26 protein-coding genes are annotated in these 26,147 nt (G+C 70.2%); 16 read left to right on the top strand and 10 right to left on the bottom strand.

Translation table 11 applies throughout. The annotated features are described in order from the left end of the window. Positions 1 to 83: 83 nt before the first annotated feature. Positions 84 to 1,043: an HAD-IB family hydrolase gene (locus OG892_RS17190; protein ID WP_328866576.1), complete on the bottom strand. Its 960-nt coding sequence runs from the start codon at positions 1,041 to 1,043 to the stop codon at positions 84 to 86. 148 nt (positions 1,044 to 1,191) lie between these two features. On the opposite strand from OG892_RS17190, the gene OG892_RS17185 reads away from it, so the two are divergent. The 6 genes from OG892_RS17185 (at position 1,192) to hemB (ending at position 7,765) form a co-directional block, all read left to right on the top strand. Then, a complete protein-coding gene (locus OG892_RS17185) occupies positions 1,192 to 1,467 on the top strand; it encodes a glutaredoxin family protein (protein ID WP_073737090.1) in 276 nt (91 codons plus the stop codon). Between the two features lie 272 nt (positions 1,468 to 1,739). Continuing rightward, positions 1,740 to 2,510 (top strand): redox-sensing transcriptional repressor Rex, encoded by a 771-nt coding sequence (locus OG892_RS17180; RefSeq protein ID WP_327337577.1) that lies wholly within the window; start codon positions 1,740 to 1,742, stop codon positions 2,508 to 2,510. Then, positions 2,507 to 3,997, top strand: a complete 1,491-nt coding sequence (locus OG892_RS17175) for a glutamyl-tRNA reductase (protein WP_073737092.1) — start codon at positions 2,507 to 2,509, stop codon at positions 3,995 to 3,997. Before OG892_RS17180 ends, OG892_RS17175 begins: the two co-directional genes overlap by 4 nt. After that, positions 3,994 to 4,980: a hydroxymethylbilane synthase gene (gene hemC, locus OG892_RS17170; protein WP_371629626.1), complete on the top strand. Its 987-nt coding sequence runs from the start codon at positions 3,994 to 3,996 to the stop codon at positions 4,978 to 4,980. Before OG892_RS17175 ends, hemC begins: the two co-directional genes overlap by 4 nt. Beyond that, positions 4,977 to 6,644 (top strand): uroporphyrinogen-III synthase, encoded by a 1,668-nt coding sequence (locus OG892_RS17165; RefSeq protein ID WP_073737094.1) that lies wholly within the window; start codon positions 4,977 to 4,979, stop codon positions 6,642 to 6,644. Before hemC ends, OG892_RS17165 begins: the two co-directional genes overlap by 4 nt. A gap of 116 nt (positions 6,645 to 6,760) precedes the next feature. Further along, the gene (hemB, locus tag OG892_RS17160; RefSeq protein WP_328866580.1) at positions 6,761 to 7,765 is read left to right on the top strand and encodes a porphobilinogen synthase; all 1,005 of its coding nucleotides are present in this window, start codon (positions 6,761 to 6,763) and stop codon (positions 7,763 to 7,765) included. 77 nt (positions 7,766 to 7,842) lie between these two features. On the opposite strand, the gene OG892_RS17155 is transcribed toward hemB, so the two are convergent. The 4 genes from OG892_RS17155 to OG892_RS17140 form a co-directional block, all read right to left on the bottom strand. After that, positions 7,843 to 9,813, bottom strand: a complete 1,971-nt coding sequence (locus OG892_RS17155) for a transglycosylase domain-containing protein (RefSeq protein WP_371629625.1) — start codon at positions 9,811 to 9,813, stop codon at positions 7,843 to 7,845. Between the two features lie 148 nt (positions 9,814 to 9,961). Next, a complete protein-coding gene (locus OG892_RS17150; protein WP_371629624.1) occupies positions 9,962 to 10,492 on the bottom strand; it encodes a HEAT repeat domain-containing protein in 531 nt (176 codons plus the stop codon). A 94-nt stretch (positions 10,493 to 10,586) separates the two neighbouring features. Then, positions 10,587 to 11,357, bottom strand: coding sequence for a DUF4232 domain-containing protein (locus OG892_RS17145; RefSeq protein WP_371629623.1), 771 nt, complete (start codon positions 11,355 to 11,357; stop codon positions 10,587 to 10,589). A gap of 61 nt (positions 11,358 to 11,418) precedes the next feature. After that, the gene (locus tag OG892_RS17140; RefSeq protein WP_371629622.1) at positions 11,419 to 12,189 is read right to left on the bottom strand and encodes a DUF4232 domain-containing protein; all 771 of its coding nucleotides are present in this window, start codon (positions 12,187 to 12,189) and stop codon (positions 11,419 to 11,421) included. Between the two features lie 346 nt (positions 12,190 to 12,535). Between OG892_RS17140 and OG892_RS17135 the strand changes: the two genes are divergently transcribed. Both OG892_RS17135 and OG892_RS17130 read left to right on the top strand, forming a co-directional pair. Then, entirely contained in the window at positions 12,536 to 13,948 is a 1,413-nt protein-coding gene (locus tag OG892_RS17135) for a helix-turn-helix domain-containing protein (RefSeq protein WP_371629621.1), read from the top strand. A 246-nt stretch (positions 13,949 to 14,194) separates the two neighbouring features. Continuing rightward, on the top strand, positions 14,195 to 14,989 hold the full coding sequence (locus tag OG892_RS17130) for a lysostaphin resistance A-like protein (RefSeq protein ID WP_371629620.1): 795 nt from the start codon (positions 14,195 to 14,197) through the stop codon (positions 14,987 to 14,989). A gap of 29 nt (positions 14,990 to 15,018) precedes the next feature. Here OG892_RS17130 and OG892_RS17125 read toward each other — a convergent pair whose 3' ends face one another. Both OG892_RS17125 and OG892_RS17120 read right to left on the bottom strand, forming a co-directional pair. Further along, on the bottom strand, positions 15,019 to 15,564 hold the full coding sequence (locus tag OG892_RS17125; RefSeq protein WP_073737102.1) for an NUDIX hydrolase: 546 nt from the start codon (positions 15,562 to 15,564) through the stop codon (positions 15,019 to 15,021). 5 nt (positions 15,565 to 15,569) lie between these two features. Further along, positions 15,570 to 16,691: an adenosylhomocysteinase gene (locus OG892_RS17120; protein ID WP_073737103.1), complete on the bottom strand. Its 1,122-nt coding sequence runs from the start codon at positions 16,689 to 16,691 to the stop codon at positions 15,570 to 15,572. A 421-nt stretch (positions 16,692 to 17,112) separates the two neighbouring features. Here OG892_RS17120 and OG892_RS17115 point away from each other — a divergent pair, with 421 nt between their 5' ends. From OG892_RS17115 to OG892_RS17105, 3 genes are read left to right on the top strand one after another with little or no spacing between them, the layout of a single operon-like run. Then, positions 17,113 to 18,252: a DNA-binding transcriptional regulator gene (locus OG892_RS17115; protein WP_073737104.1), complete on the top strand. Its 1,140-nt coding sequence runs from the start codon at positions 17,113 to 17,115 to the stop codon at positions 18,250 to 18,252. Next, complete coding sequence (locus OG892_RS17110; protein ID WP_073737105.1) at positions 18,189 to 18,845, top strand: YdcF family protein; 657 nt, start codon at positions 18,189 to 18,191, stop codon at positions 18,843 to 18,845. Before OG892_RS17115 ends, OG892_RS17110 begins: the two co-directional genes overlap by 64 nt. Continuing rightward, positions 18,827 to 19,576, top strand: a complete 750-nt coding sequence (locus OG892_RS17105; RefSeq protein ID WP_371631645.1) for a WbqC family protein — start codon at positions 18,827 to 18,829, stop codon at positions 19,574 to 19,576. Before OG892_RS17110 ends, OG892_RS17105 begins: the two co-directional genes overlap by 19 nt. 30 nt (positions 19,577 to 19,606) lie before the next feature. Here the strand turns inward: OG892_RS17105 and OG892_RS17100 are convergent, their stop codons facing one another. Genes OG892_RS17100 through OG892_RS17090 form a run of 3 tightly spaced genes read right to left on the bottom strand, consistent with a single transcriptional unit; the run spans position 19,607 to position 21,457 of the window. Continuing rightward, positions 19,607 to 20,398 (bottom strand): DUF4253 domain-containing protein, encoded by a 792-nt coding sequence (locus OG892_RS17100; RefSeq protein ID WP_371629619.1) that lies wholly within the window; start codon positions 20,396 to 20,398, stop codon positions 19,607 to 19,609. A gap of 37 nt (positions 20,399 to 20,435) precedes the next feature. After that, complete coding sequence (locus tag OG892_RS17095; RefSeq protein WP_371629618.1) at positions 20,436 to 20,675, bottom strand: DUF397 domain-containing protein; 240 nt, start codon at positions 20,673 to 20,675, stop codon at positions 20,436 to 20,438. Further along, complete coding sequence (locus tag OG892_RS17090; protein WP_371629617.1) at positions 20,672 to 21,457, bottom strand: helix-turn-helix domain-containing protein; 786 nt, start codon at positions 21,455 to 21,457, stop codon at positions 20,672 to 20,674. Before OG892_RS17090 ends, OG892_RS17095 begins: the two co-directional genes overlap by 4 nt. A gap of 151 nt (positions 21,458 to 21,608) precedes the next feature. Between OG892_RS17090 and OG892_RS17085 the strand changes: the two genes are divergently transcribed. The 5 genes from OG892_RS17085 (at position 21,609) to OG892_RS17065 (ending at position 26,143) form a co-directional block, all read left to right on the top strand. Continuing rightward, positions 21,609 to 22,013: an ATP-binding protein gene (locus OG892_RS17085; protein ID WP_371629616.1), complete on the top strand. Its 405-nt coding sequence runs from the start codon at positions 21,609 to 21,611 to the stop codon at positions 22,011 to 22,013. A 177-nt stretch (positions 22,014 to 22,190) separates the two neighbouring features. Continuing rightward, entirely contained in the window at positions 22,191 to 22,751 is a 561-nt protein-coding gene (locus tag OG892_RS17080; protein WP_073737310.1) for a SigE family RNA polymerase sigma factor, read from the top strand. Between the two features lie 2 nt (positions 22,752 to 22,753). Beyond that, positions 22,754 to 23,530, top strand: a complete 777-nt coding sequence (locus OG892_RS17075; protein WP_371629615.1) for a hypothetical protein — start codon at positions 22,754 to 22,756, stop codon at positions 23,528 to 23,530. Positions 23,531 to 23,621: 91 nt separating this feature from the next. Further along, positions 23,622 to 24,572 carry a hypothetical protein gene (locus tag OG892_RS17070; protein WP_371629614.1) on the top strand — a complete coding sequence of 317 codons (951 nt, stop codon included), beginning with the start codon at positions 23,622 to 23,624 and terminating at the stop codon, positions 24,570 to 24,572. Then, complete coding sequence (locus tag OG892_RS17065) at positions 24,569 to 26,143, top strand: peptidoglycan-binding protein (RefSeq protein WP_371629613.1); 1,575 nt, start codon at positions 24,569 to 24,571, stop codon at positions 26,141 to 26,143. The genes OG892_RS17070 and OG892_RS17065 overlap by 4 nt, the downstream gene beginning before the upstream one ends. The last annotated feature ends 4 nt before the right edge of the window (positions 26,144 to 26,147 follow it).

Raw genomic sequence — 26,147 nt, 5'->3', positions numbered from 1 at the left:
GATCGAATCATTTCGAGATCTGCCAGGAGCCGCGACAGGTTGTGGTCGGGCGGGGAGGGCCGGACCGGTCGGGGCGGCCCGGGTCAGCGACGGCGGCGGTGCAGGGCGACGGCGGCGGCGGTGCCGCCCGCGAGGGCGCCCACTCCCGCCGCGGCCGGGATGCCGACCTTGGCCGCCTTGCGGCCCGTCCGGTAGTCGCGCAGCCGCCAGTCGCGGGCCCGCGCGTGCTTGCGGAGCTTGCTGTCGGGGTTGATCGCGTACGGGTGTCCGACCAGGGACAGCATCGGGATGTCGTTGTGCGAGTCGCTGTACGCGGCGCAGCGCGCCAGGTCCAGGCCCTCCGCCGCCGCCAGGGCGCGTACCGCCTCGGCCTTCGCGGGGCCGTGCAGCGGCTCGCCCACCAGGCGTCCGGTGTAGACGCCGTCGACGGACTCCGCGACGGTGCCGAGCGCGCCGGTCAGGCCGAGGCGGCGGGCGATGATCGTGGCGGTCTCCACCGGGGCGGCGGTGACCAGCCAGACCTTCTGGCCGGCGTCGAGGTGGGCCTGGGCCAGGGCGCGGGTGCCGGGCCAGATGCGGTCGGCCATGTACTCGTCGTAGATCTCCTCGCCGATGGACATCAGCTCGGAGACGCGGTGGCCCTTCACGATGGACAGGGCGCTGTCGCGGGCGTCCTGCATGTGTTCGGGGTCCTCGACACCGGCCAGCCTGAACCAGGCCTGCTGCCAGGCGAACCGGGTCAGCTCGCGGCGCTCGAAGAACTTCCGCTTGTACAGGCCGCGGCCGAAGTGGAAGATCGCGGCGCCCTGCATCACGGTGTTGTCGAGGTCGAAGAAGGCGGCTGCCCGGTCGTCGCCGACGACGGGGAACTCGGGTTCCTCGGCGGGCGCGCCGGGCGTGGCGCCGGCCTCGGCTTCGGTTTCGGCGGGGCGCTCGGCGTCGAGCGACGACTTCCGCGCGGCCTCCGCCGCCGCCTCGCCTGCCAGCACGCTCCGTGCTGTCGCGGAGCGCCTACGGGGTGTGAGCCATCCAAGAGCGGCCATGTCGTGAGCATAGCCAGTCGGTTCGGCCCTTCCCGACCTGCCGGGATGCGAAGGCGTGAACTCTCGGGGACCGGATTGTTGAACGGGTGATTCCGGGCGCGGAGGGCGAGGGTCCGGGCGGCTCCGCGCGCGGCGCAGAATGAGAGGTATGAGTCCCCTGTTGCGCCGTACGAAGAAGAAGCCCGCGGACCGGGTGGTGACGCTGGTCGGGAAGCCGGGGTGTCACCTCTGTGACGATGCCCGGCTGGTGGTCCGGGAGGTCTGTGAGGAGACCGGCGCGTCCTGGGAGGAGAAGGACATCACCCTGGACGATGAGCTGTACCGGGAGTACTGGGAGCAGATCCCCGTGGTCCTCATTGATAACGAACAGCACACGTTCTGGCGGGTGGACCCGGCGAGACTGCGCAGTGCGCTGATTTCCTGAGTGAAACCCGGTTACCATCGTGGGCGTTTTGAGTGGTCCCGGGGGCGTAGTTGTGAGGAGTGTGTACCACCTTGCCCCCTTCGGGCCTGCAACGGGCTGATGCGATCGGCGGTTCCTGGATCGCGCGACGAATGCGCGTGACCCCGGTCACTTTGACCGGACAAATCGGACACCATCTTTGTGCACGCGTTCACAAAGACATAGCCTGCATTCGACGGGGCGGCCATGGGACATACGGCCGCCTGCAGCCCCGCTCATCCCGCAGGAGCACCGTGGCAACTGGCCGAAACCACCGACCGGCGACCCGTAGCCGAGGAATTCCCGAGGCCACCGTCGCCCGACTTCCGCTGTATCTCCGTGCGCTGACCGCGCTCTCAGAGCGCTCGGTCCCCACGGTCTCCTCCGAGGAGCTCGCCGCGGCGGCGGGGGTCAACTCCGCCAAGCTGCGCAAGGACTTCAGCTATCTGGGTTCCTACGGGACGCGCGGCGTCGGCTACGACGTCGAGTATCTCGTCTACCAGATCTCCCGCGAACTCGGCCTCACCCAGGACTGGCCGGTCGCCATCGTCGGCATCGGTAACCTCGGCGCCGCGCTCGCCAACTACGGCGGTTTCGCCTCCCGTGGCTTTCGGGTCGCCGCGCTGATCGACGCCGACCCGGCGATGGCCGGAACGCCCGTCGCCGGCATCCCCGTCCAGCACGCCGACGAGCTGGACCGGATCATCAGCGAGAACGGCGTGTCCATCGGTGTGATCACCACCCCGCCCGGCGCGGCGCAGCAGGTCTGCGACCGTCTGGTGGCCGCCGGGGTCACCTCGATCCTGAACTTCGCCCCGACCGTGCTCTCGGTGCCCGACGGCGTCGACGTGCGCAAGGTCGACCTCTCCATCGAGCTCCAGATCCTCGCCTTCCACGAGCAGCGCAAGGCCGGCGAGGACGCCGCCGCGGACGACGGCCCCGACCCGGCCGCGCCGCCGGTGCGGGCCACGAGCACCAGCCGGAAGGGACCCGACGGGGACATGCCCGCCGTGATGCCGGCATGAGTCTCCTCGTCGTAGGGCTGAGCCACCGCAGCGCCCCCGTCTCCGTACTGGAACGGGCCTCGCTGGCCGCCGACGCCCAGGTCAAGCTGCTCCAGGACACGCTCGCCGCGGAGCCCGCGACCGAGGCCGCCGTACTGGCCACCTGCAACCGCATCGAGCTGTACGCCGACGTGGACAAGTTCCACGCGGGCGTCGCCGAGCTGTCGACCCTGCTCGCGCAGCACAGCGGCGTCGGTCTGGACGAGCTCACTCCGTATCTCTATGTGCACTACGAGGACCGGGCCGTCCACCACCTCTTCTCGGTGGCCTGCGGACTGGACTCGATGGTCGTGGGCGAGGGCCAGATCCTCGGCCAGATCAAGGACGCGCTGGCGCTGGGGCAGGAGCTGCACACCGCCGGACGGCTGCTGAACGACCTCTTCCAGCAGGCCCTGCGGGTCGGCAAGCGCGCCCACAGCGAGACCGGGATCGACCGGGCCGGGCAGTCGCTCGTCACGTTCGGCCTGGAACAGCTCGCCGAGGGACGCGACCCCGCCGCCTGGGCGAAGGGCAAGCGCGCCCTGGTGATCGGCGCGGGCTCGATGTCCTCGCTGGCCGCCGCGACGCTGGCCCGTACCGGTGTCGCGGAGATCGTCGTCGCCAACCGCACCCGGGCCCGCGCCGACCGGCTGGTGGAGATCCTCAGCCAGGCCGGAGGCGCCTCGGTCGCCGCCCACGCCGTGGAGATGGCCTCGGTCTCCGACGAACTGACACGTGCCGATGTCGTCGTCTCCTGCACCGGTGCGACCGGCCTGGTGCTGAGCGCGGAGGCCGTCGCCGGAGCGCTCGGCCTCGACTTCGCCCCGCACGAGGCGCCCGCCGCGCCCGTCGCCGCGCCGCCCGTCGAACTGGACCAGCACGCCGCGTGGGTGGAGAACGGTTCCGCGACCGCGCAGGCGCAGGCCGTCCGCCGGGTCACCCTGCCCGCGCAGTCCACCGGACCGGTACGGCTCGCCCTGCTGGACCTCGCGATGCCCCGCGACATCGACGGGGACGCCGCCCGCCTCGACGGTGTGCGCCTCGTCGACATCGAGTCGCTCGCCGAGGCGTCCGCGGACGCCCCGATGGCCGCCGATGTGGACCAGGTGCGCACCATCGTCGCCGACGAGGTCGCCGCCTTCGGTGCCGCCCAGCGCGCCGCCCACATCACTCCCACCGTCGTCGCCCTGCGCACGATGGCCGCCGGAGTGGTCGCGGGCGAGATCGCACGGCTGGACGGACGCCTCCCCGACCTGGACGAGAAGCAGCGCGCCGAGATCTCGCAGACCGTGCGCCGCGTCGTCGACAAGCTCCTGCACGCGCCCACCGTGCGGGTCAAGCAGCTCGCCAGCGAGCCCGGCGGCGCCGGGTACGCCGACGCACTGCGGGAACTCTTCGACCTCGACCCGCAGACGGTCGCCGCCGTCTCCCGGGCAGACCTGAACGACCCGAATCGAGGGCGGTCATGACCGACAACTCACCCCTGGGCGCGGGGGCCACCGAGCCGCTGCGGCTGGGGACCCGGCGCAGCAAGCTGGCGATGGCGCAGTCCGGCCTGGTGGCCGAGGCCGTCAGCGAGGTGACCGGGCGGGCCGTGGAGCTCGTCGAGATCACCACGTACGGGGACACCTCCAAGGAGCAGCTGTCGCAGATCGGCGGGACCGGCGTGTTCGTCGCCGCGCTGCGCGAGGCGCTGCTCCGCGGCGAGGTGGACTTCGCCGTCCACTCGCTGAAGGACCTGCCGACCGCGCAGCCCGAGGGGCTCGTGCTGGCCGCGGTGCCGGAGCGCGAGGACCCGCGTGACGTACTGGTGGCGCGGGACGGGCTGACCTTCGGGCAGCTGCCGCCCGGTTCCCGGATCGGTACCGGCTCGCCGCGTCGCATGGCGCAGCTCAACGCGTACGCCCGCAGTCACGGCCTCGGCATCGAGACCGTGCCGATCCGCGGCAACGTCGATACGCGTATTGGTTTTGTACGAATCGGTGAACTGGACGCGGTGGTACTCGCCGCGGCCGGACTCAGCCGTCTCGGCCGGACCGGTGAGGTGACCGATTTCCTGTCGGTCGACACCGTTCTGCCCGCTCCCGGCCAGGGAGCACTGGCGATCGAATGTGCTGCCAGCAGCACTGACCTCGCCGCCGCGCTCGCGGAGCTCGACGACCCGTACACCCGGGCCGCCGTGACCGCAGAGCGTGCCCTGCTCGCCGCCCTGGAGGCCGGCTGCTCCGCACCTGTGGGTGCGCTGGCCGACCTCCTGGCCGACGGTCAGGCTGTCAACGAACTGCGCCTGCGCGGAGTCGTCGGGTCCACCGACGGTTCCTCGCTGGTACAGCTGTCCACCACCGGTCCCGTCCCCACGTCGCACGACGACGCGGCGGCCCTCGGTCGCGAACTCGCGGCCGAGATGCTCGCCAAGGGTGCGGCCGGTCTTATGGGGGAGCGAGCACTTTGAGCCCCACCGGCCCCGCCGCATCCGATTTTCCCGTCCTGTCCGCAGGGCACGTCACCTTCCTCGGCGCCGGTCCCGGCGACCCGGGACTGCTGACTCTGCGCGCCGTCGAGGCGCTTGCGAGCGCGGACGTTCTTGTCGCAGAGCCGGACGTTCTCGGCGTCGTCCGCTGCCATGCGCGCGCAGGCGTAAGCACGCCTGAGCTGACGGTTGTTGACGCGCAGTCAACAGCCGTCGGGGTACCCGTTCTCAGGGATGCGGCCAATCTTGTCATGGAGGCCGCGAAGGGCGGCAGGCGGGTCGTCCGTGCCGTCGCCGGTGACCCCGGCCTGGACGGGAACGCGGGCGGCGAGATGCTGGCCTGCGCCGCCGCCGGGATTCCCTTCGAGGTCGTGCCCGGTGTCGCCAACGTCGTGGGGGTGCCCGCGTACGCCGGGGTGCCGCTGCGTGACGCGCAGGGCGCGGACGTCCGGTTCGTGGACGCCCGTACCGCCTCCGACCGCTGCTGGAGCGAGGTCGGCGCGAGCGACGCCACGTGCGTCATCTCGACGACGCTCGACGCGGTGGCCGCGGCCGCCGGTGAGCTGGTCTCCGCGGGCCGCAAGCCCGACACCCCGCTGACGGTGACGGTCGGCGGCACCACGACCCGGCAGCGCACCTGGACGGCGACGCTGGGCACCATCGCCCAGCTGTTCAAGCAGGCCAAGATCCTTCCCTCGCCGGAGGGGCACCGGCCCGTCATAGCCGTGGTCGGGGAACGCAGCTCCGCCGCCCAGCGCGACCAGCTCGCGTGGTTCGAGTCCAAGCCGATGTTCGGCTGGAAGGTGCTCGTGCCGCGTACGAAGGAGCAGGCGGCGTCGCTCTCCGACCAGTTGCGTTCGTACGGCGCGGTGCCGCACGAGGTCCCGACGATCGCCGTCGAGCCGCCGCGTACGCCCCAGCAGATGGAGCGCGCGGTCAAGGGCCTGGTCACAGGGCGCTACGAGTGGATCGCGTTCACCAGCGTCAACGCGGTGAAGGCGGTCCGGGAGAAGTTCGAGGAGTACGGGCTCGACGCCCGTGCCTTCGCCGGGATCAAGGTCGCGGCCGTCGGTGAGCAGACCGCCGCCGCGCTCGTCGACTTCGGTGTGAAGCCGGATCTGGTGCCCTCGGGCGAGCAGTCCGCCGCCGGGCTGCTGGAGGACTGGCCGCCGTACGACCCGGTCTTCGACCCGATCGACCGGGTGTTCCTGCCGCGTGCCGACATCGCCACCGAGACGCTGGTGGCCGGTCTCATCGAGCTGGGCTGGGAGGTCGACGACGTCACCGCGTACCGCACGGTCCGCGCCTCGCCGCCGCCCGCCGACACCCGTGAGGCCATCAAGGGCGGCGGTTTCGACGCGGTGCTCTTCACCTCGTCCTCGACGGTGCGCAACCTGGTCGGTATCGCGGGCAAGCCGCACAACGTGACCGTCATCGCGTGTATCGGCCCGGCCACGGCGAAGACCGCTGAGGAGCACGGCCTGCGCGTGGACGTGCTGTCCCCTGAGCCCTCGGTGCACAAGCTGGCCGAGGCCCTCGCGGCCTTCGGCGCGCAGCGCCGGGACGCGGCGAAGGAGGCCGGTGACCCGGTGACGCGGCCGAGCGAGCGGCGTCCGGGTGCGCGGCGTCGTCGTACGACGACCTGACCGTCCGGCGTGCTGTGTGCGGGGCCCGGCTGCTTCTCCTGGAGGCGGCCGGGCCCCTCGCTTTCCCAACACCGGTGTCGGTAAGAGCGTGATGTGTACGGGTCTAGTCTCGAAGGATGACTGTGTACGGAAACTTCCCCGGCTCCCGCCCCCGGCGGCTGCGGACGACCCCCGTGATGCGGCGGATGGTCGCCGAGACACGGCTCGACCCGGCGAACCTGATCCTCCCCGCGTTCGTGCGCGAGGGCATCGACGCCCCTGTCGACATCTCGGCCATGCCCGGCGTGCGGCAGCACACCCTGGACACCCTGCGGAAGGCCGCGGTCGACGCGGTCTCGGCGGGCGTCTCGGGGATCATGCTGTTCGGTGTGCCGCTGGACGAGAAGAAGGACGCCCGGGGCACGGCGGGCACCGATCCGGAGGGCATCCTCCAGCTCGGTCTGCGGGCGGTGCGCGAGGAGGTCGGTGACGATCTCGTCGTCATGTCCGACCTCTGTCTGGACGAGACCACCGACCACGGCCACTGCGGGGTGCTGACCGAGGACGGCCGGGTCGACAACGACGCGACGCTGGAGCGGTACGCGGAGATGGCCCAGGTCCAGGCCGACGCGGGCGCCCATGTGGTGGGCCCCAGCGGCATGATGGACGGCCAGGTCGGCGTGATCCGCGACGCGCTGGACCAGACCGGCCACGAGGACGTGTCGATCCTCGCGTACACGGCGAAGTACTCCTCCGCCTTCTACGGCCCGTTCCGCGAGGCCGTCGGCTCCTCGCTCCGGGGCGACCGCAAGACGTACCAGCAGGACCCGGCCAACGCCCGCGAGTCGATGCGCGAGCTGGCGCTCGACCTGGCCGAGGGCGCGGACATGGTCATGGTCAAGCCGGCCGGGCCGTACCTCGACATCCTGGCGAAGGTCGCCGAGTCGGTGGACGTGCCCGTCGCCGCGTACCAGATCAGCGGCGAGTACTCGATGATCGAGGCCGCCGCCGAGCGCGGCTGGATCGACCGGGACGCGGCGATCATGGAGAGCCTGACCGGGATCCGGCGCGCGGGCGCGCAGATGATCCTGACGTACTGGGCGACGGAGGTCGCGCAGCGGCTGGGGCGCGCCGGAGCCTGAGGGAGCGGTTACGGGCGGAGTCCCGCCCGGCCCCGGGGACGTATCGGGCCGGGCGGGACGGTTCGGGGGAGGGCGGGCTACTTCGCGGCTGCGTAGGAGGCCCAGATCCGCAGCGGCAAGACGTTACCGCGTTCCGAATCGTTCCCGCCCACGCCCTGCATGCCCAGCAGTTGGGGGGTTCCCGGTTTGTTGCGGAACATCGTCACGGCCGTGGTGAGCCCGTTGGTGTGGCCGATGAACCAGGCCGACTTCATCCGGTCGTCCTCGTCGGTGGCGCCCGCCGTGATGTCGTCGCGGGCCCCGGCATCGGCGAACGCGTCGAACTTCCGGTCCCGCATCAGCGACGTCCAGGCCGCGATCCCCAGCGTGCTCTTCACGTCGTCGGCCACGGCGGCGTCCATCGCGCGCCGCGGCTCCGGCTTCTCGAAGCCCTCGACCGCCTCGCCGTCCCGCGTCATCCCGGTCACCGAGTAGGGATCGGCCCTCATGCCGCCGTTGTTGAACGCGCCGTACGCGTCCGCCATCCTGACCGCGCTCGGTGTGGACGTGCCGAGCGGGAAGGACTTGTCCAGGCGGGCCAGGCTCTCCTCGTGCAGCCCGGCCGCGACCGCCAGCTTCTTCACCTTCTGCAGCCCGATGTGCTTGCCGAGCTGGACGAAGGTGAGGTTGGCGGACCTGATCGTCGCTTCGCGCAGGGTCGTCGGCGGGAGGACCTGCACCGTGACGCGGGCTGCGCCCGACCGGCTGGGCGCGACCGCGCGCGGGCTGCCCGTGATCAGCCGCCCCGTGCTGTCGTAGCCGCTGTCCAGGGTGATTCCGTCGCCGTTCTGAAGGGCGGCGGCCAGTACGAACGGTTTGAAGGCCGAGCCCACGGGGACGCCCGCCGTGTCGGCGTTGTTCGCGAAGCGGGTCGTCGCGTCGGCTCCGCCGTACACCGCGACGACGGCCCCGTCCTCGGGCCGGACGGATGCGGCGCCGACCTCGACGTACTTGTCCTCCGGCCGCTTCGCGGTGTCGAGGTCGCGCTTGCGCACGCTGCGCACGGCCCGTTCCAGCTGCCGCACCCTGTCCTTCTCGAAGGTGGTGTGCACCCGGTAGCCGCCCCGGGCGAGGTCCTTGGCGGTGAGGCCCGAGCGCTGCTTGATGTACTTGTTGGCAATGTCGACGAGGTAGCCGGTCTGGCCGCCGAGGCTGGTCGGCTTCACGGCCTTCCGCGGCTCGGGGAACTTCGTGTACCGGGCCCGTTCTGCCTTCGTCATCATGCCGGTCTCGACCTGCCGGTCCAGGATCCACTTCCAGCGTTCGACGGCGCGTTCGTGGTTCGCCTTGCCGCCCGCGGGGTCGTACTGCTCCGCCCCCTTGAGCAGCGACGCGAGCATCGCCGTCCGGCTGGGGTCGAGCTTCTTCGCGGGGACTCCGTAGTACGTGACCGACGCCGCCTGGATGCCGTAGGCGCCGCGCCCGAACCAGCTGGTGTTCAGGTATCCCTGGAGGATGTCCTGCTTGCTCCGCTTGTGGCTCAGCTTGAGCGAGATGAAGAATTCCTTCAGCTTCCGCTTCGCCGACTGCTCCTGGCTGAGGTAGGTGTTCTTCACGTACTGCTGGGTGATGGTGGAGCCGCCCTGGGTCTCACCGCCCTCGAACATGCTGAGGGCCGCGCGGCCGATGCCCGTCAGCGAGACCCCCGAGTCCGAGTAGAAGGTCTCGTTCTCGGCGGCGATGACCGCGTTCTCCATCGAGTCGGGTATGTCGGCGAGCGTGACGTTCTGCCGGTTGACGGTGCCCACGCTCACCAACTGGCTGCCGTCCGCCCAGTAGTAGACGGTGCCCTGTCTGCGGGCCTCCGCGTTCGCGTCCGGGATGTCGACGGAGGCGTACACCGCGGTGAACAGCCCGGCCAGCGCCCCGGCTCCGAGCAGGGACGCGCTCAGCACCTGCCGCCACGAGGGGACCCAGCGGCGCCAACTGCGCCTGTCCCGGCGGGGGTAGTCGACCCGGCGCCCGCCGGGGCGTTTCTGGCGGGGGGTGCGGGTGGCTCGTCGGGCCATGCTTCAGCTCCTCGTTCACCGTCCGCGGCGGGGGCGCGGACTTGTGAGAGGAGATGTTCCGGATCGCGATCAGGTTGTCTCTGTGACCCGTTCGGCAGGGCCGGTGCGCCGTTCGGCAGGACCGGTGCCCCGTCGGCAAGACCGTTGCTCAGAGCGCCGGTTCGGCGCCCCAGGCGGTGAGGATACGGGCGGCCTCCCGGCCCAGCGTGCGGTCGCCGGCCAGCCGGTGCAGCACCTCGGCCCGGCCCTCGCTGGGGCCCGCGTGGCTGAGCGCGGCCAGGGCGTTGTCCCGGACGAGCTGGTCCTCGTCGGTGAGGACGGCGGCCGCCATCGCGTCGTGGACCTCCGGCTCTTCCGCGTAGGGGCCGAGCGCCATGGCCGCGTACTGCCGCACCAGGTCCTCGTCGGGCCCGCGCATCACGGCGAGCAGGGCGCGGGCGGCCCGCTGCCGGTGGGTGCCGTCCGTGGGCGGCCACCGCCGCAGGGCGGTCGCGGCCTCGACCCTGGCCAGCTCGTACTCCTCGGTGTCCTCGGTCACCGAGGCGAGGAACGCCAGGGCCGCCGGGTGGTCGGGCCGGTCCGCGAGTACGCCGCCTATCCCCGCGACGATCTCGCGTCTCCGGTCGCTCTCGGGGGGCTGTGCGCGGAACTGGTCGATGAGGCTCTCTGTCCGGTCCATTGTCTGTGGCTTCCCCGTTGACGGCGGCGCACTCCCGGCCCGGCCGTCGACGGGGACGGGCGGGCCGGGAGTGCGGGGGTCTCAGCGTCGGGGCTCAGTACTGGAGGGCGTCGGACATCTCGGTCTGCCAGTAGGTGACGAAGCCGTTGTCGTCCCACTTGGTGTTGGCCGGGAGGTTCAGCTGGGCCGGGCTGCCGGTGGAGCCCACGTTGCTGCGGCCGGCGAAGTTGACCTGGAGGTGGGTGGCCTTGCGCGGGGCGGGGCCGTCGCCGGGCTCGCCGGTCAGGCCGATGGAGGCGTAGGCGGACTCGCCGGGGTTGAGCGTCACGACGGCCTGGGGCTGGCTGTCCTCCAGGATCTGGAAGACGGCCTGTGCGTCGTCGAAGCGGAGCTTGGGTGCGTAGTAGGCGTAGCAGGTGCGGTTGCCCGTGTTGGTCACGGTGAGCAGCAGGTGGTTGATGGGGCGGGTCACCTTGCTGACGCTGGTCCTGGTGTTGCCGCCGGTGCAGGTGGCCGTCTTGGTGCTGCTGGTGGCGGTGCCGTCAGTGGTGCCTGCCTTGTTCGCGTCGGTCCTGGCGGGCGGCGCGGTGTGCTTCGTCGTGCCGCTGCCGCTGCCGCTGGTCTTGGTGCCGGAGTTGGTGACGGGGGCTTCGGTGGCGCCCGCCTTCGGTGTTGCGGACCGGGGCCGGGACGGGGACTCGGGCTGGGACGTCGCCTGCTTGTCGATGCTGTTCGCCACAGGAGCGGCCGCTCCCGCCTTGCTGCTCTCGCTGTTGCTGTTGTCAGCGCCGCATGCGGTGAGCGAGAGGGCGGCCAGGAGGGCGGTGGCGCCGAGGACGGTGGTGCGGATGCGGTTGCTGCGCATGGTGGTACTCCCCGTGAAGTGGTGGCGGTGCTGGTGGTCTGTGCGGTTCGGTGCCGGCTGTTCAGTACTGGAGGGCGTCGGACATCTCGGTCTGCCAGTAGGTGACGAAGCCGTTGTCGTCCCAGACGGTGTCGGCCGGGAGGTTCAGCTGGGCCGGGCTGCCGACGGAGCCCACGTTGCTGCGGCCGGCGAAGTTGACCTGGAGGTGGGTGGCCTTGCGCGGGGCGGGGCCGGCGCCGGGCTCGCCGGTCAGGCCGATGGAGGCGTAGGCGGACTCGCCCGGGTTGAGCGTCACGACGGCCTGCGGCTTGCTGTCCTCCAGGATCTGGAAGACGGCCTGTGCGTCGTCGAAGCGGAGCTTGGGTGCGTAGTAGGCGTTGCAGGTGGTGCCGCCCGTGTTGGTCACGGTGAGCAGCAGGTGGTTGATGGGGCGGGTCACCTTGCTGACGCTGGTCTTGGTGTTGCCGCCGGTGCAGGCGTCCGACTTGCCCTTGGAGCTGCTGCCCGCCTGGTCCGTGGAGCCGGTGGAGCCCTTGTCGGTCTTCCCGGCCTTGGCGGCGTCCGCGTCGGGGTTCGACGTGCCGTTGGACGTGCCGTTCGACGTGCCGCCCGTCTTGCCGTCGGCGGCGGCGTCGGCGTCGGTGCCGTCCTTCTGCGACGCGGCGTCGGGGGACTGGGACTGCTTCGCGCTGCTGTTCGCCGCCGGGGCGGATGCTCCCGACTTGCCGTTGTCGCTCGTGCCGCCGTCGTCGCCGCCGCAAGCGGTGAGCGAGAGGGCGGCCAGGAGGGCGGTGGCGGCGATGACAGTGGTGCGGATGCGGTTGCTGCGCATGGTGGTGCTCCCCGTGAAGTAAAGGTGCTGGATCAGCGGAATCGGATCAGTGCCGGCAATCAGTGCTGGTGGGTCAGTGGCGGTGGATGAGGATCATGACGACCGTGCCTGCCACGATCACCACCCCGATCGCCAGAACATCGATGAGCTCGATGCGGAAGAGGGTTCGCATTGCTCGTCCCCCGTGGTCGCTGCGGTGTGGTCTCAGATTGCGGGGCGGCGGATTCCGGCCGCAACACCTGCCGATCCATTGGGGATGCTGGAACGCCTGCGCGTACTGTGACCTGGGCAGATTCCACGTCCCTGGAATGGTGTTCCGGGACGAACCAGGAGGGGGAACGCTGCAGTGGCGACGCCGGAGGCCGAGGATTTCGCGGCCCTGCTCAAGGAACTGAAGGACCGTTCGGGACGTAGTTACGGGGTGCTCGCCGCGAAACTGCACGTCAGCACGTCGACGCTCCATCGGTACTGCAACGGGGACGCGATCCCCAACGAGTACGGGTCTGTGGAGCGGCTGGCCCGGCTGTGCGGGGCGACGGCGGACGAACTCGTGGAACTGCACCGGCGGTGGATCGTCGCGGAGGCGGCACGGCGACGCGGAAAGCAGGAGGGCGGGGCGGCTGCGGTGGCTGCGCCTTCGCCTGTTCCGGCTCCGGCCCCTGTTCCGGCTCCTGTTCCGGCTCCGGCTGTTGAGGCCGAGGCTGAGGCCGAGCCCGAGCCCGAGCCCGATGTGGATCAGGCGCCTGGACCCGCGCCCGTACCGCCGGCCTCCGAGCTGGAACGTGAGCATCTGGTCGAGCCCGCCGCCTCCGGCAACCGGTGGCGGCGCGCGTCCGCCCGTACGCGGGTGCTGCTCGCGGTGGCGGCCGTCGTCGCGCTCACCGTGCCCACCGCCGTCGTCGCCAACCAGCTCGCCGGGTCGAGCGAGGACGCCGCCGTGGGCGCTGCCCCGGGAGCGACGGGCCACGGGGGCGACGACAAGAAGGCGGACACCGTGTCCGGCGCTTCGGAGAGCGCCTCCGCCTCACCCAGCCCGTCGCGGAAGCCGAGTCCTTCGGCGACCACCGGGTCCGCCACACCGTCCGCGGGCGCGTCCAAGACCGCCTCGCCCCCGGCGGGGAGCGAGCCGAAGACCGCCACCGGCAGGCCGCCGACCGTCACCATCAGCTCGTACAACTGGGAAGAGCCCTGCGGGCAGTACTACCTGCTGGACGAGCCCGCAGCCAACGTGCCGCCGCCGCCCGTACCGCAGGACACCCGTGGCTGGGCCCGCGCTCTGGGCGGGGTGGACGGCGGTCAGATGAGGCTCGAACTCACCGTGCAGGGCACCTCGGAGCAGGCGGTCGTCCTGAAGGACCTGAACGTACGGGTGCTGAACCGCAGCGCGCCCCTGAAGCGGTCCGCGTTCTCGATGGGCGAGGGCTGCGGGAGCGGGATCGAGCCGCAGTCCTTCGACGTCGGCCTGGACAACAGCCGTCCCACGCTCACCCCCGTGGCGGGGCAGCAGGGCGACAAGAAGGTCCCGGCGAAGGACTTCCCGTTCCGCGTCTCCTCCAACGACGTGGAGGTCTTCGACCTGGACGCGCACGTCGAGGGCCACGACGTCACCTGGTACCTGGAACTGGAGTGGAGCAGCGGCGGCCAGACGGGCACCCTGCGCATCGACGACGGCGGCCAGCCGTTCCGTACGAGCAGCATCGCGGGACGGCCGGAGTACCTCTACAACAGGCAGAACTCCAAGTGGGAGGCCGCCCCCTGACGCGGTGCGGGTGCCCCGGCGGGCTGAGCCGTCGGACGCCGACGTACCGGTTGAGGTGTTGCCCGGTGATGCCGGGGAAGGCAGCGATCAGGGGTCCTGTTCGCGCATGAGATTGAACAGGACTCGATTTCACATATAGTCCTATTAGGTTGTGACATCGGAAGATCGCGCGACCACCGTGTGAGCGACGCAACGCGACGCGGCGGGTGCGGCAGTGCGAATGCCGCTGACATGAGGGTGGGGCCGGTGGACGCAGCCGAGGCGGAGAAGCAGGTCGGACGCAGATTCACGTGGCCGTGGTTCCTGGTGGCGGTGGTTGTCTACCTGGGGATCATCCAGGGACTCGGACAGCTGATCGGCGTGGACACCTCGTCCTCCGACAGCCGGTTCCCGACCACCGAGTCGCTCGTCCGCAACGCGCTGATCCCGATCGGCGCCTCGATCGTGTTCGTGGCCGCACTGGTGACCTGGCTCGGCTGGTGGGGCGAGGTGCTGCGCTACCGCGTGCCCGTGCGGCGGTGGGTGCGCTGGGTGCCGATCTCCATGCTGCTCGCCACCCTTGTCGCCATGAACTACGGCCACCTCGGGGACCAGAGCGGCTCCCTGGTCGTATGCCTCCTGCTGCTCGGACTGTTCGTCGGTGTGGGCGAGGAGCTGATGTTCCGGGGCGTCGGTGTCCACGTGTTCAAGCGCGCCGGATTCACCGAAGGCAAGGTCGCCCTCTGGTCATCCGTGATCTTCGGCCTGGCTCACGTCAGCAACGCCATCGGCCAGGGCGCCCAGGCGATCATCCAGGCCCTGGTCGTCTGCACCTCGGGCTACTTCTTCTACCTGTGCCTGCGCGTGAGCGGCGTGATCCTCCTGCCCATGCTCGTCCACGGACTGTGGGACACCAGCCTGTTCTCCAGCATGATCGGCGCCGAGCCCGTGGTGTACCCCGGCGCCATCCTCATCATCGTGCTCCAGGTGGCCCTGATCGTCGTACTCGTCGTCCGCCGTCGCGCCGTCAATCCCACCAGAACGCCCACGTCTCCTGCTTGAGCAGGGTTACCAACGGTGTGGTGCGCGATTCAGCGCAGTGCGTTCATCAGTCTGCGGCCCAGTTTCCGCGACGTGATGGTGTCCACTCCCAGCCACGCCGCATCCGTGACCTCCTCGGTTTGGAGCGTGCTGATGTCAGCGCTCTCCGTGCGGAAGAGGAAGCGGAAGTCGACGTGCTGGTGGTCGGGCTCTCCTTTGGCGTCGTTTGCCGGGATGGGGTGCACGTCGATGTCGATCGGGGTGGGGTCCGCCAGGGTCACCGACATCGAGGAGATACCGGTCTCCTCGCACAGCTCACGGAGGGCGGCCGCATGGAGGTCGGTGTCCTCCGGCTCCAGATGGCCTCCGGGCAGGAGCCACTTGTCGAGCGCCAAGTGGTGAATGTGGAGGACACGGGCGTCAGGGTCGACGAGGACCGCGCCCGCGGTGGCGTGGGCGCGGAATTCCTTGCGGGAGGTGAGGTCTGCGTCCATGTCCAGGAGGGCGAGCACCGGACTCAGACCGAGCTTCTCCTCGGGGTGGACTCTGAGGTAGCTGTTCAGGGTCGTGCGGATGTGGTCCTTGCTGATGGGCATGTTTGTCACCTGTTGAAGTAGGAGAGCCAGGTCGTCGCGATCGCGGCGCGGTCGTATGCGGGGATCTCGTGGAGTCCAGGAGCGAGGTGCTGGTCGGTGAGCAGTCTGATCGCCGCGAGGATCTCCGCTTGAACGAGGAAGATGAACGGTCCAACGCTGGCGCCGTGCAGGAAGTTGACCGCGTTCCCGCCGTTCGCCAGATAGAAGTAATGGCCGGTGGTCCGGTAGCGGGTGACGTGGTCGCCGACGGCTGTCCGTGTGTAGACCTCCGGCAGGGAATCAAGTTCCAGTTCGTCTTCGCTGCTCGTCACGGTGGCTACGTAGGCCCCGTTGCGAAGGTGCCCGAAGTCCTCCCCGCGTAATGAGACCGCACCGGTTGCGCAAAGGACGAGGCCGGCTCCAGTCAGGGCGGCCTCGCGGTCCCGCGCGACGGCGAAGCCCTGGGAGAGCGCCTGTGTGCGTCGTACGGGATCGATGTCGAAGACGGTCACGTGCACGCCCTTCGCCTGGAGCAGCCGCGCGATGGAACTGCCCAGCTTGCCGAACCCGATGACCAGCGAGGGTCGGCCGTGGAGGATGTCGCCCCGGCCGCGCATCACCGCCTCCGTGGAGAAGACGACCGACTGACCGACGAGGTAGTCCTCGGGGTCCTTCAGCGGTGAGCGGGCTACCGAGACGACCGGGCAGGGGAGTTTCTCCAGCGCGGCATACCGGCGGTGTCCGTTCTCGGTGTCCTCGACGACACCGGTGATCTCTCCGGAGAACCGCTCGTGGAGGTGCGCGAGAACGGGTGCGAAGTAGCCGCCGACATCCAGCAGAACCGTGCGCTCACCCCCAGCACGGGACTCGATGTAGTCGAGCGCGGTGTCGGGGTCGTTGAAGAGGTCGCGCGAGAGGGCGTCGACGCTGACGGACCGCTCGACGTCACGCCGCGCTGCCGCGTCGATCGACTTGGGCTTGGGTAGTACGGCGCGTACATCGCTGAGGGACGCCACCGCGCGGACGAAGCTGGGGCGTTCGGCCAAGAGGTGGGTGATCAGGAAGGCAGTAGTGCGTTCCCGGGGCAGGAAATGAGCGGCGATCTTCGTGAAGTAGGCGTCCAGCCTTGCGCGCTCGAAGGACTCCATGGCAGTTCTCCTTTCTCGTTCTCAGACAATCGAGAGGGACCAGGCAGGCTGAGGAGCCGGCACTGTCCTGAAGCGGGACCAGACGACTTTTCCGTACGGGGAACGCTCATCGACGCCCCGGTCTTCGGCCGGCGTGTCGATGGCTGACCGCACGTCGCACCCCGGTCAGGGCCGTCACCAGTGCCACGTGCCGAGCAGCTGAGGCACGGCGAAATCGCAGGTAGCCGTAGACAACCGGCCTGTCTACCGGGCGGAGTTCGGTTATGGATTGCATCGCGGACCATCTCGTGAGCGGCGGCTGGTCCGTCGAGCCTGTCGTGAGCAGCGGGCCGCTCCAATGGCCGCTTGTCGCACCTTCGTGGCACTTTCGTCGCCTGCCATCGGTCGGTGTGCTTGCATGACAGCAGGAAAGGAGGGGCCCGTGGCGACCGTGCACCACTGGACCGGCCTGGAAGCCAGAGCACTGCGTCTTGCCCTCCGGATGAGTGTCCGGACCTTCGCGGCTCATCTCGGCGTAGGCACCCGGACGATCTCGAAGTGGGAGAAGCTCCTCTCCTCCACCGCGCCGAGGCAAGATACCCAGGCCATCCTGGACACTGCGCTGGCCCGTGCGGAGGCCGCCGTGCACCTTCGCTTCGAGACCAACCTCTCCGAGGCCGGAAAACCTGGTGCCAGTTCCGTCCGGCGGGTCACCGTCAGCGGCCCCCATGCCTGGGAATACGAGACTTGGGCCGACGACCTGGAACGAGCGGCAGTCTGCCTGAGCCGCCAGGACTTCAGTTTCGCCGGAGCCCTCCTTGGCCGATGGCTGCGGTGTACTCCCCGAGAGCTCGACGAGAAAGGGCAGTATCTCTACGCGCGGACCCTGACGCTGGCCGGGGACAGGCGGCGCCTGGAAGGCAGCACGCAGGATCTGCTCACTGCGACATCCCTGTATCTGGACGCGCACAGCATGTTCATCGAACTCGGTATTCCGCGCCGGGCGGCTCAGATTCAGTTGACGCTCGCCGTGGTCGCGGAGATGTCAGGACGGCTTTCGGCCGCTGCCTCCCGGTATGAGGCACTCACCAGCGACGAGCGGTTGAGTGCCCGCGATCGTGCGCGGGCCCGGCTCTGGATCGGTACGGCACTGGCCAAGCAGGGACATGCCGCGCCTGCGATCGCCCTCATGCGGTCGGCCGCAGAAAACTTTCACGACCTCGCGGAACCCGAGGAGTGGGCAGTGTCGCAGCAGAAGCTGGCTCTGGCCCACCGGGGCGTCGGCGACCTCACCCGTGCCCTGTGTTTCATGGACACAGCGCGCTCGGTCGGCCGTCCCCACTCACCTTTGGAGCACGTCCAAATTGACACTGCGCAGGCGCACATTCTGCTCTCCGACCCCGCCACCGCCGACGAAGGGCGGGCGATCCTGGCCGGGGCCGCCCATATGGCTGGGAAGCATGGGCTCAAGCACCAGTTGCGCAGCATCGAAACCATCCGCGACACCGAGGAGTACGCATGGCCCCGATCAACGACGCCGACCGGGACGACGCCCGCACGCTATGGGACTTCAACACATTGAACCAGCGAGCCCGTCCTGTCTCCGCCGCCGTCGCCCTGGGCGGCTGCGACATCGGGGTCGTCACTGCGGTGGCCACGCTCTATCGTGCGCGCCTCTTCCCGACGGTGGTCTTCACCGGGGCCGTGACAGAAGCCACGTTGGGACGCTTCCCCCGGGGCGAAGCCGTCCACTTCCGAGAAGAAGCGCTCGCCCTCGGCGTGCCGGATGAGGCGATCCTCCTGGAGCCGCGCGCGACCAACACCGGGCAGAACATCACTTTTGCCCGCGCTGTGCTGGAGGAGGCCGGGAAGCACGTGGACTCGGTGTTGCTGGTCTGCATGCCCTACATGCAGCGCCGGGCGTACGCCACGTGTCGCAGGCAGTGGCCGGAGGTGGAGGTCGTCTGCGTATCCGAGACGGTGTCTTTCGACGAGTACGCCAAGTACCAGGAGGACGAGGCGGGGTTCGTCGCCATGATGGTGGGTGACACGCAACGCGTCATGGAGTACCCGCGACGGGGCTTCGCGATCGAGCAGGAGGTGCCGGAGCGTGTGCACGACGCCTTCGAGCGACTGTCAAAGCGCGGCTACGACGCCTGGCTCCTCCGCGACTGACCCCGAGCGCTCCGCGACGCTGGAGAGAACCCGCTGCGCCATCCATCAGCCCAATCTCTTCCCCCGGCTCTCCACGTTGGCGAAGCTGTATTCGGCAGACTGCTGGGTCGTGCTCGACGACGTGCAGTTCGCCCGGCGGGACTTCCCAACACCGGGCCCGTCTCGCGGCACTGGAGGAACCGGCACAGCGGCAGTGGCTCACTCTCGCGACCCACCTGCCGCACGGACGGCAGAGCCGTATCAATGAAGTGCTGATCGTGGACCCGGGGCTCAGCCGCAAAAGAGTGGACCTGCTGCTGCGGCAGTACTACGGCCGGAGCCCGTACTGGTCCACGCTCTCCTCCGTGATCACACCCGTCCTGGAACTCATGACGGTTTCCGACCGCACGGCGGTGATCGCGGAAGCCTCCACCCGGCTGCTGCTCGAACTGCTCGGCTGGCGCGGCTCCGTCGTTCACAGCAGCGCTCACCCCGCACGCGCCGGCCGCTCGCAAAGGCTCGCAGACCTGGCCAGGGCGGTCGGTGCCGACACGTACCTCTGCGGAACCGGTGGCGCTCGCTACTTGTGCTCCGACCCCTTTGACGAGTACGGCATAGACATTGCCCTCTTCCGCGCTCCGACCGGTGAAGGGGTCTGGACAGGGGCGCGGGAGACCAGCGCCCTGTGGGCACTGGCGACGTACGGTCCTCAGCACCTTGCGGGTCTTCTACGCGATCGGTCAGCGGATTGACCACCCGCAGCCGGATCCCTCACTGAGGGCTCAGTCCCACCAGAACGCCCACGTCTCCTGCTTGAGCAGGGCCTTCTCCGCGTATGCCTGAAGACTGTTGAGCGTCGACTGCTGGATGTTGTCCGGGCAGAACGCGAAGTGTTCGGCCGCCAGTGCCTCGGCCTCCGCGGGTGTGGTCGGCGGGCGGCTCACGGAGACGATCATCGTGTCGAAGCCGAGCACCACGACCCGGGCCCCGAAGCGGTCCTCCCAGGAGCGCAGGACCGCGCAGAGCCGGGCCACGTCGTTCTCGTGGTTGAGCGGTCCCGACCAGCCGATCGCCGCCGGTATGTCCGCGCTGCGCCGCGCGGGCACCAGCCCCGCCCGCATTCCGGCCGGTGAGAAGTCCATCCCGGTCAGCTGGTCCGCGATCTCGGCCGCCAGGCCGTCCGGGGTGTCGGGGCCTGCCTCGGCCGGCACGGGAGCCAGGCCCGGCCAGTCGGCCGGTGCGTCGTTCAGCTCGTCCTCTGCGTAGGCCTCCCACGACTCGCTCAGTACGTCCTCGGCGTCATGATCCCCGGCGTACGTCGTCCGGGCCGGGGCGAGGTCCCAGCGCTCGGGCCACTGGGTGCGCATCCCGCCGTCGATCAGTACCGGCAGCAGTCCGACGGGCCGCCCCGACGCACGCATCGCCGCCCACGATCCAGGAGACGCGGACTCGTCCCCGTACCAGAGCAGGGGTTCGGTCCACGTGCCGCCGACCGTGTCGTCCACGAGTCTGCCGGGCGGGAGTTCGAGCCCGGCAGCGGCCGGGGAGCGCAGAGGATTCGGAAGCGTCGCCATCCCAAAACCCTAGGCGCCCCCACTGACAGTCGGCCCGTCAGCTCCCTGCGTGCTCGGTGAACGCCGCCCAGCTGGTGGGCGCGACGGTGAGCGCGGGGCCCTCGGGGTTCTTGGAGTCGCGGACGTGTACGGCGAGGGGGTGTGCGGCTACCTCGACGCAGGCTCCGCCCTGTTCGCTGCTGTAGCTGGATTTCCGCCAGTCGTAGGCTACTTCGAGGCATTCGCCGCCCTCGCTGCCGCTGTAGCTGGACTTGAACCACGTGTATGCGGTGCTCATAACTCTCCTAGCAGCCGGTCCAGCAGGTCCTTCGTTTCCTCGGTGTTGAGGGCCTGCGTTCGCAGCATCGCATATTTCTGCCCGAGGATACTGACCTCGTCGGGGTCGGAGATGAGCTGGCTGCCGCGCTGTGTCTCGGTGTAGGCGAGGTGCTGGTAGTCCGGTGTTTCCAGCAGGACGAACGGGCCGTCCAGAGCCGCGTGGGTGGCTCGGTCCAGCGGCATGATCTGGAGCGTGATTCCTGGGAGATCGGCACATGCGCGCAGGTGACGGAGGGTCTCCTCATGCACGGCGGCGCCGCCCAAGGGTGCCCGCACGATCGCCTCGGAGATGATGAAGCTCGTGGTGGGCGGGAGTTTGCGCCGCATGATCTCCTGACGCTCCAGTCGGTTGCTGATGTGGGCGTCGATCTCCTCCGGGCTGAACGCGGGAACGCGGCTGCCGAAGACGGCCCGTGCGTACGACTCCGTCTGCAACAGGCCGGGCAGCACCTGATTCGCGAAGAACGACAGCGCCAGCGCCATCCGTTCCAGGTCCATGTACTCCTCGGCCCACGCCGGGATCAGGTCGACCTCCGGCATGTACTCCAGGGCCGTGCCCAGCGCTCCCTTCGTCTCCAGGATGTCGTCCAGGACGCAGGCCAGTGGCGGGAGAAGGGCGCGGCGGCCCTGTTCGATGGAGGCGATGGTTTCCGGCTGGGTGTTGGAGCGGTCGGCCAGTTGGCGTTGCGTCAGCCCTGCCGTTCTGCGGAACTGGGCGACCAGTGCTCCTACGAGCTTCATTGCCGACGCGTTCTTGCGCTGCCGATTCCTGGGGTGCATGCGGCCCCACTCCCCACTCTCGTCCGTACTTCACGCATGATCGGCCCGTACAAGAAATGTGTACGGCCTCGCGTAGGGCGACAGCCTAGTCACGGACTGTGACTCTCGTCTCATGAACGAGACGACGCAACTCGTGCTCCTGCGCGAGCGGTTCTACCGGCGGGAGCGCCGATCGGTGCGGGCGGCGCGGGAGTTCGTGCGGGCCGCCGCCGATGACTGGGGGTACGGGGCGCGGGCCGACGACGTACTGCTGTGCGTGAGCGAGCTGGCGACCAACGCCCTGGTGCACGGGGTGCCGCCGGGGCGCGGGTACCGGGTGCGGCTGCTGCTCCAGGAGGCGGGGAGGCTGCTGCGGATGGAGGTGCACGACAGCGGTGACGGTACGCCCGTGGCGCGGGAGCCCGCCGGGGAGTCGGGGCGGGGGCTGCTCATCGTCGCGGCGTACTCCGACGGGTGGGGTGTGGGGGAGCGCAGTCCCGGCAAGGTGGTCTGGTGCCTGTTCCGCAGGGAGGTGTGACGGCCGGGCCCTGGATGTCCGAGGAGGACTGGTGCGAAAGTATTTCTGAATCGATGACAACCTCCCGCGCGGGTCACCACGTCAGTACGGCATGAAGTACTTCTCACCGCGCACCGCGCCGGTGCCGGGCGGAGGTGGCCGGTGACGCGGGCGCCGGACGGACCGAGCGCCTCCGACATCGGCGACCTCGCCGGTGCCCCCGTCGAGTTCGACGAGTTCGCGCGCAGCCGGCAGGCCTACCTGCGGCGCTCGGCGTATCTGCTGTGCGGTGACTGGCATCTCGCCGAGGACCTGACGCAGACGGCGCTGGCGAAGCTGTACGCCGTGTGGCGCCGGGTGCGGATGGACTCGCCCGACAGCTACGCCCGCAAGGTGCTGTTCCGGACGTTCGTGGACGAGACCCGCCGGCGGCGTTGGTGGGAGCGCTCCAGTGTTCACGAGTACGACGTGGCGGCCCCGGCGCAGGATCCGGACCTGCGGCTGATGCTGCTGGCCGCGCTGCGGCAGGTGCCGGCGCGCGGCCGGGCGGTGCTCGTGCTGCGGTTCTGGCACGACCAGAGCGTGGAGGAGACCGCGGCGGCGTTGGGGTGCAGCACCGGCACCGTGAAGAGCCAGACCTCCCGGGGGCTGGCCACGCTGCGCCGCGTCCTGGGCGACACACCGCTCGCGGCGCAGCTCGGGAGCGGCGACGGCATGGGCAGAGGCGCGGGAATTGGCTATCCGAAGGCGGGGTGCTGAGCATGGCGGAGAAGTGGAGCGGCGACGAGCACGGGTTCGCCCTGGCCGATGCGCTGGGCGAGCTGGACACCGGACCGGAGCCGCCCATGCCTGATCTGGTGCCGGGCGCTGTCGCGCGCGGTGCCCGCATCCGTCGCAGGCGCCGGATCGGTGCCGCGCTGGGTACCGCGGTCATGGCGGTGGTCGTGGCGGTCGGCGGATACGGGCTGCTCGCACCGGTGACACAGGAGAACCGGCAGCCGCTGCCCGCCGCGGAGCCCTCGGCCTGGTATCCCTCGCCCGAGCTCCTGCGGTCGATCCTCCCCGCCTCGGCCGGCACCATCGAGCCGGCGCGGCCCCCGCGGCCCGGGTACTTCCGGATGACCGACAGGACGGGGCTCGTGACCAGCCTCTATGTGACGGTCGCCCGGTCCGCGGCACCGCTCGCGCCCCCGGCGGAGATCTGGCGGTGCCAGGACGGACGTGGCCGGCTGCTCACCAGTCCCTGGGGCGGCCGACTGACCAGGTGCTCGGCTCTCCGGACGCGTACGGGGGACGCCGTGCTGGAGTACTACATGCAGATGGACAAGCTGCCCGCCCGGATGCGGGCCCCGGGTGTCGGGTACGCCTGGGGCCTGTCCTACCTGACCTCGGGCGGCTGGACGGTGCAGCTGATCTCCAGCCCCCGCAGCGAGGGCAGACGGGACCTGGAGGGCACCGTGCCGAACAAGCGCGTGCTGACCCAACTGGCCACCGACTACCGGCTCTTCGACGCCGTCGAGCCGACCGGCGGCGGCTGAGCCGCCGGCCTCGCAGACCCCACACCACGGGCGACCGGCCACCGACGGCCGACAGCCGGAGACACCCCCTGAACAGGAGAATGGCATGTACATGTCTAAAAGAGCGGTGCGCGACTCCCTGATCGCGGCCATGGCGGTCGCCATGCTGCCGCTGGCGACCGGCTGCGGCGGTTCGGACGACAAGGCCGCCCCGGACGCCGGTTCCGCGGCGGCGGACGGCACGCCCGCGGCCGACGGCTCCGGGCAGCTCGCGGTCCCGGACGGCACGAGCGACGAGGTCAAGAAGACGTACATCTTGGAGAACGCCCTCGCGGCCTGCATGAAGAAGCAGGGCTTCACCTACACCCCGCACGTGGTGGCGCCGTCCACCGATGACCCCCTCGCCGGAATGGACGGGGAGGACTACGCGGTGTCGAAGAAGTTCCGGCAGAAGTACGGATTCGGCATGTACGCGGCCGACGCCTACCCCAATGACCCCAAGGCCCCCTTCAGTAACGCGGGCGGCCGGGTCGGAGGAAAGACCGTCACCCCGGCCGACGACGACGAGAAGGGAATGACCCCCGCCCAGCTGAAGGCGTACGACGCCGCACTGAACGGCGTACCCCCCAAGACCACCGACAAGACGGTGCTGGACAAGCCCCGCGGCTGCACGGCCGTGGCGAGGGTCAAGGCGTACGGACCGGAGCAGAGCGCCGCCGCGGCGAAGAAGGAGCAGTCCAACAGGGAGGAGACGAACCGCACGAACGGGCTCGCGCTCAACGGCGACACCCAGCTCGTGCAGCTCGCCCAGCAGTACGCCACCTGCCTGCGGGGCCAGGGCATCCCGGTCTCCACCACCCAGCCGACCGGCATGTCCACCATGGTCCGCCTCGACCGGACGGCCAAGCTGCCCGAGCACCACCAGCTGAGCAGCGAGGCCGCGCTGCCGCTCCTCACCAAGGACATCGACGTCGCCCTGAAGGACCTGGAGTGCGGCAAGGCCTTCCGGGCCGCGTACTACCCCAAGGAGAAGGCCCACCCGTACTGGGGGGACGGCGCGTGAACCGGCTCAGCACGCGCAAGCAACTGGGCGCGGTGATAGGCGCGGTCGTCCTGGTCGGCGCGGGCGGCTGGGTCGCCGGAAGCCAGGTGCACTCGCCCGCCGACGCCGCCGCCGCGCGCAGCGCGCCCAAGGCCGGCCCGGTGACCGTCGCCGTCCAGCGGCAGTCCCTCACCGCGACCGTGGTGACGACCGGATCCGTCGAGTTCGACTCGCCCGAGCCCCTCTCGCTGGCCGGTGCCGTGGGCACCGGAACCGCCGCGACCGCGGGCGGTGAGGGCGCGGAACAGCGGGTCACGAAGGCGCCGGTCTCCGGTGCCGAGGTCAAGGAGGGCGACGTCCTGATGACGGTCAACGGCCGCCCGGTACTCGCGTTGCAGGGCACCGTGCCGATGTACCGCGCCATGGGCCCCGGTATGACGGGCGATGACGTGAAGCAGCTCCAGAAGGCCCTGGTGCGGCTCGGGTTCGAGCCCGGGGGCGTCACCGGGACCTTCGGCCAGGGCACGGCCGCCGCGGTCACCGGCTGGTACACGCACAAGGGGTACCAGGCGCAGCAGCCCAGTCCGGACGAGCAGCAGCAGCTGGGCACGTTGCAGCAGTCGGTGTCCTCCGCCCAGGAGGCACTCCTCACCACGACGGCCGCAGGCGCCGGCTCGACCCATCCGGCCCCGAAGACCGGCACGGCCAGGAGCACGGACGGCGGCACGGACGGCAGTACGGGCAGCGGCACGGGCAGCGGCACCGACAGCAGTACAGGCAGTGGCGCGGCCGGCAGCACCGACAGCAGCACCCACAGCAGTACCGACAGCAGTACCGACAAGAAGGTCCGGGGCATCCAGCTCAAGTCCGCCCAGAAGTCACTGGACATGGCGAACGACGCCCTCAGCACGTTCCAGGCCTCCTACGGTACGAAGGTCCCGGCCGGAGAGGCCGTGTTCTTCCCGAAGCTGCCCGTACGGCTGGACAAGGTGACCGTGAAGACGGGGGACGTACCGTCCGGCCAGATCGGCACGGTGACCAGCTCCGACCTGGTGGTGCAGGCGGTCGTCCCCGGCTCGGACGCGGAACTGCTCAGGAAGGGCATGGCCGTCGACCTGACGACGAACGGGGGCGAGAAGGCGCACGGCACCGTGGCCGCGCTGGGCGCCGACGCCGCGGCCCCGGCACCGCAGGACGGCGGCGGCCAGGAAGCCTCCGCCGGGACGGCCACGGAGGGCGCCGGGTCCGAAACGGGTGAGGGCGACGGCGGAGCCGCCGACGCCTCCGGATCCAACCCCGGTGCCCCGGTCCAGCTGCGGATCTCCGTACCCGACCCCGGCCCGATGGCCGGACAGGCCGGGGCCTCGGTGAAGGTGACCATCAAGATCGGCGACTCCGACGGCAAGGTGCTGACCGTGCCGCTCGCCGCGGTCCGGACCTCGGCGGACGGAAAGGCCCGGGTGCAGGTCCTGCGGGGCACAGGCGTGAGGGACGTACGGGTCACCGTCGGGCTCTCCGCGTCGGGCCTCGTCGAGGTGAAGCCGGACGGCGCCGGGCTGAAACAGGGCGACGCGGTGGTGGTCGGCAAGTGATACG

It is taken from the genome of Streptomyces sp. NBC_00341 (genome assembly GCF_041435055.1).
Classification (GTDB): Bacteria; Actinomycetota; Actinomycetes; order Streptomycetales; family Streptomycetaceae; genus Streptomyces.
This window is presented reverse-complemented; position numbering and strand designations above follow the sequence as displayed.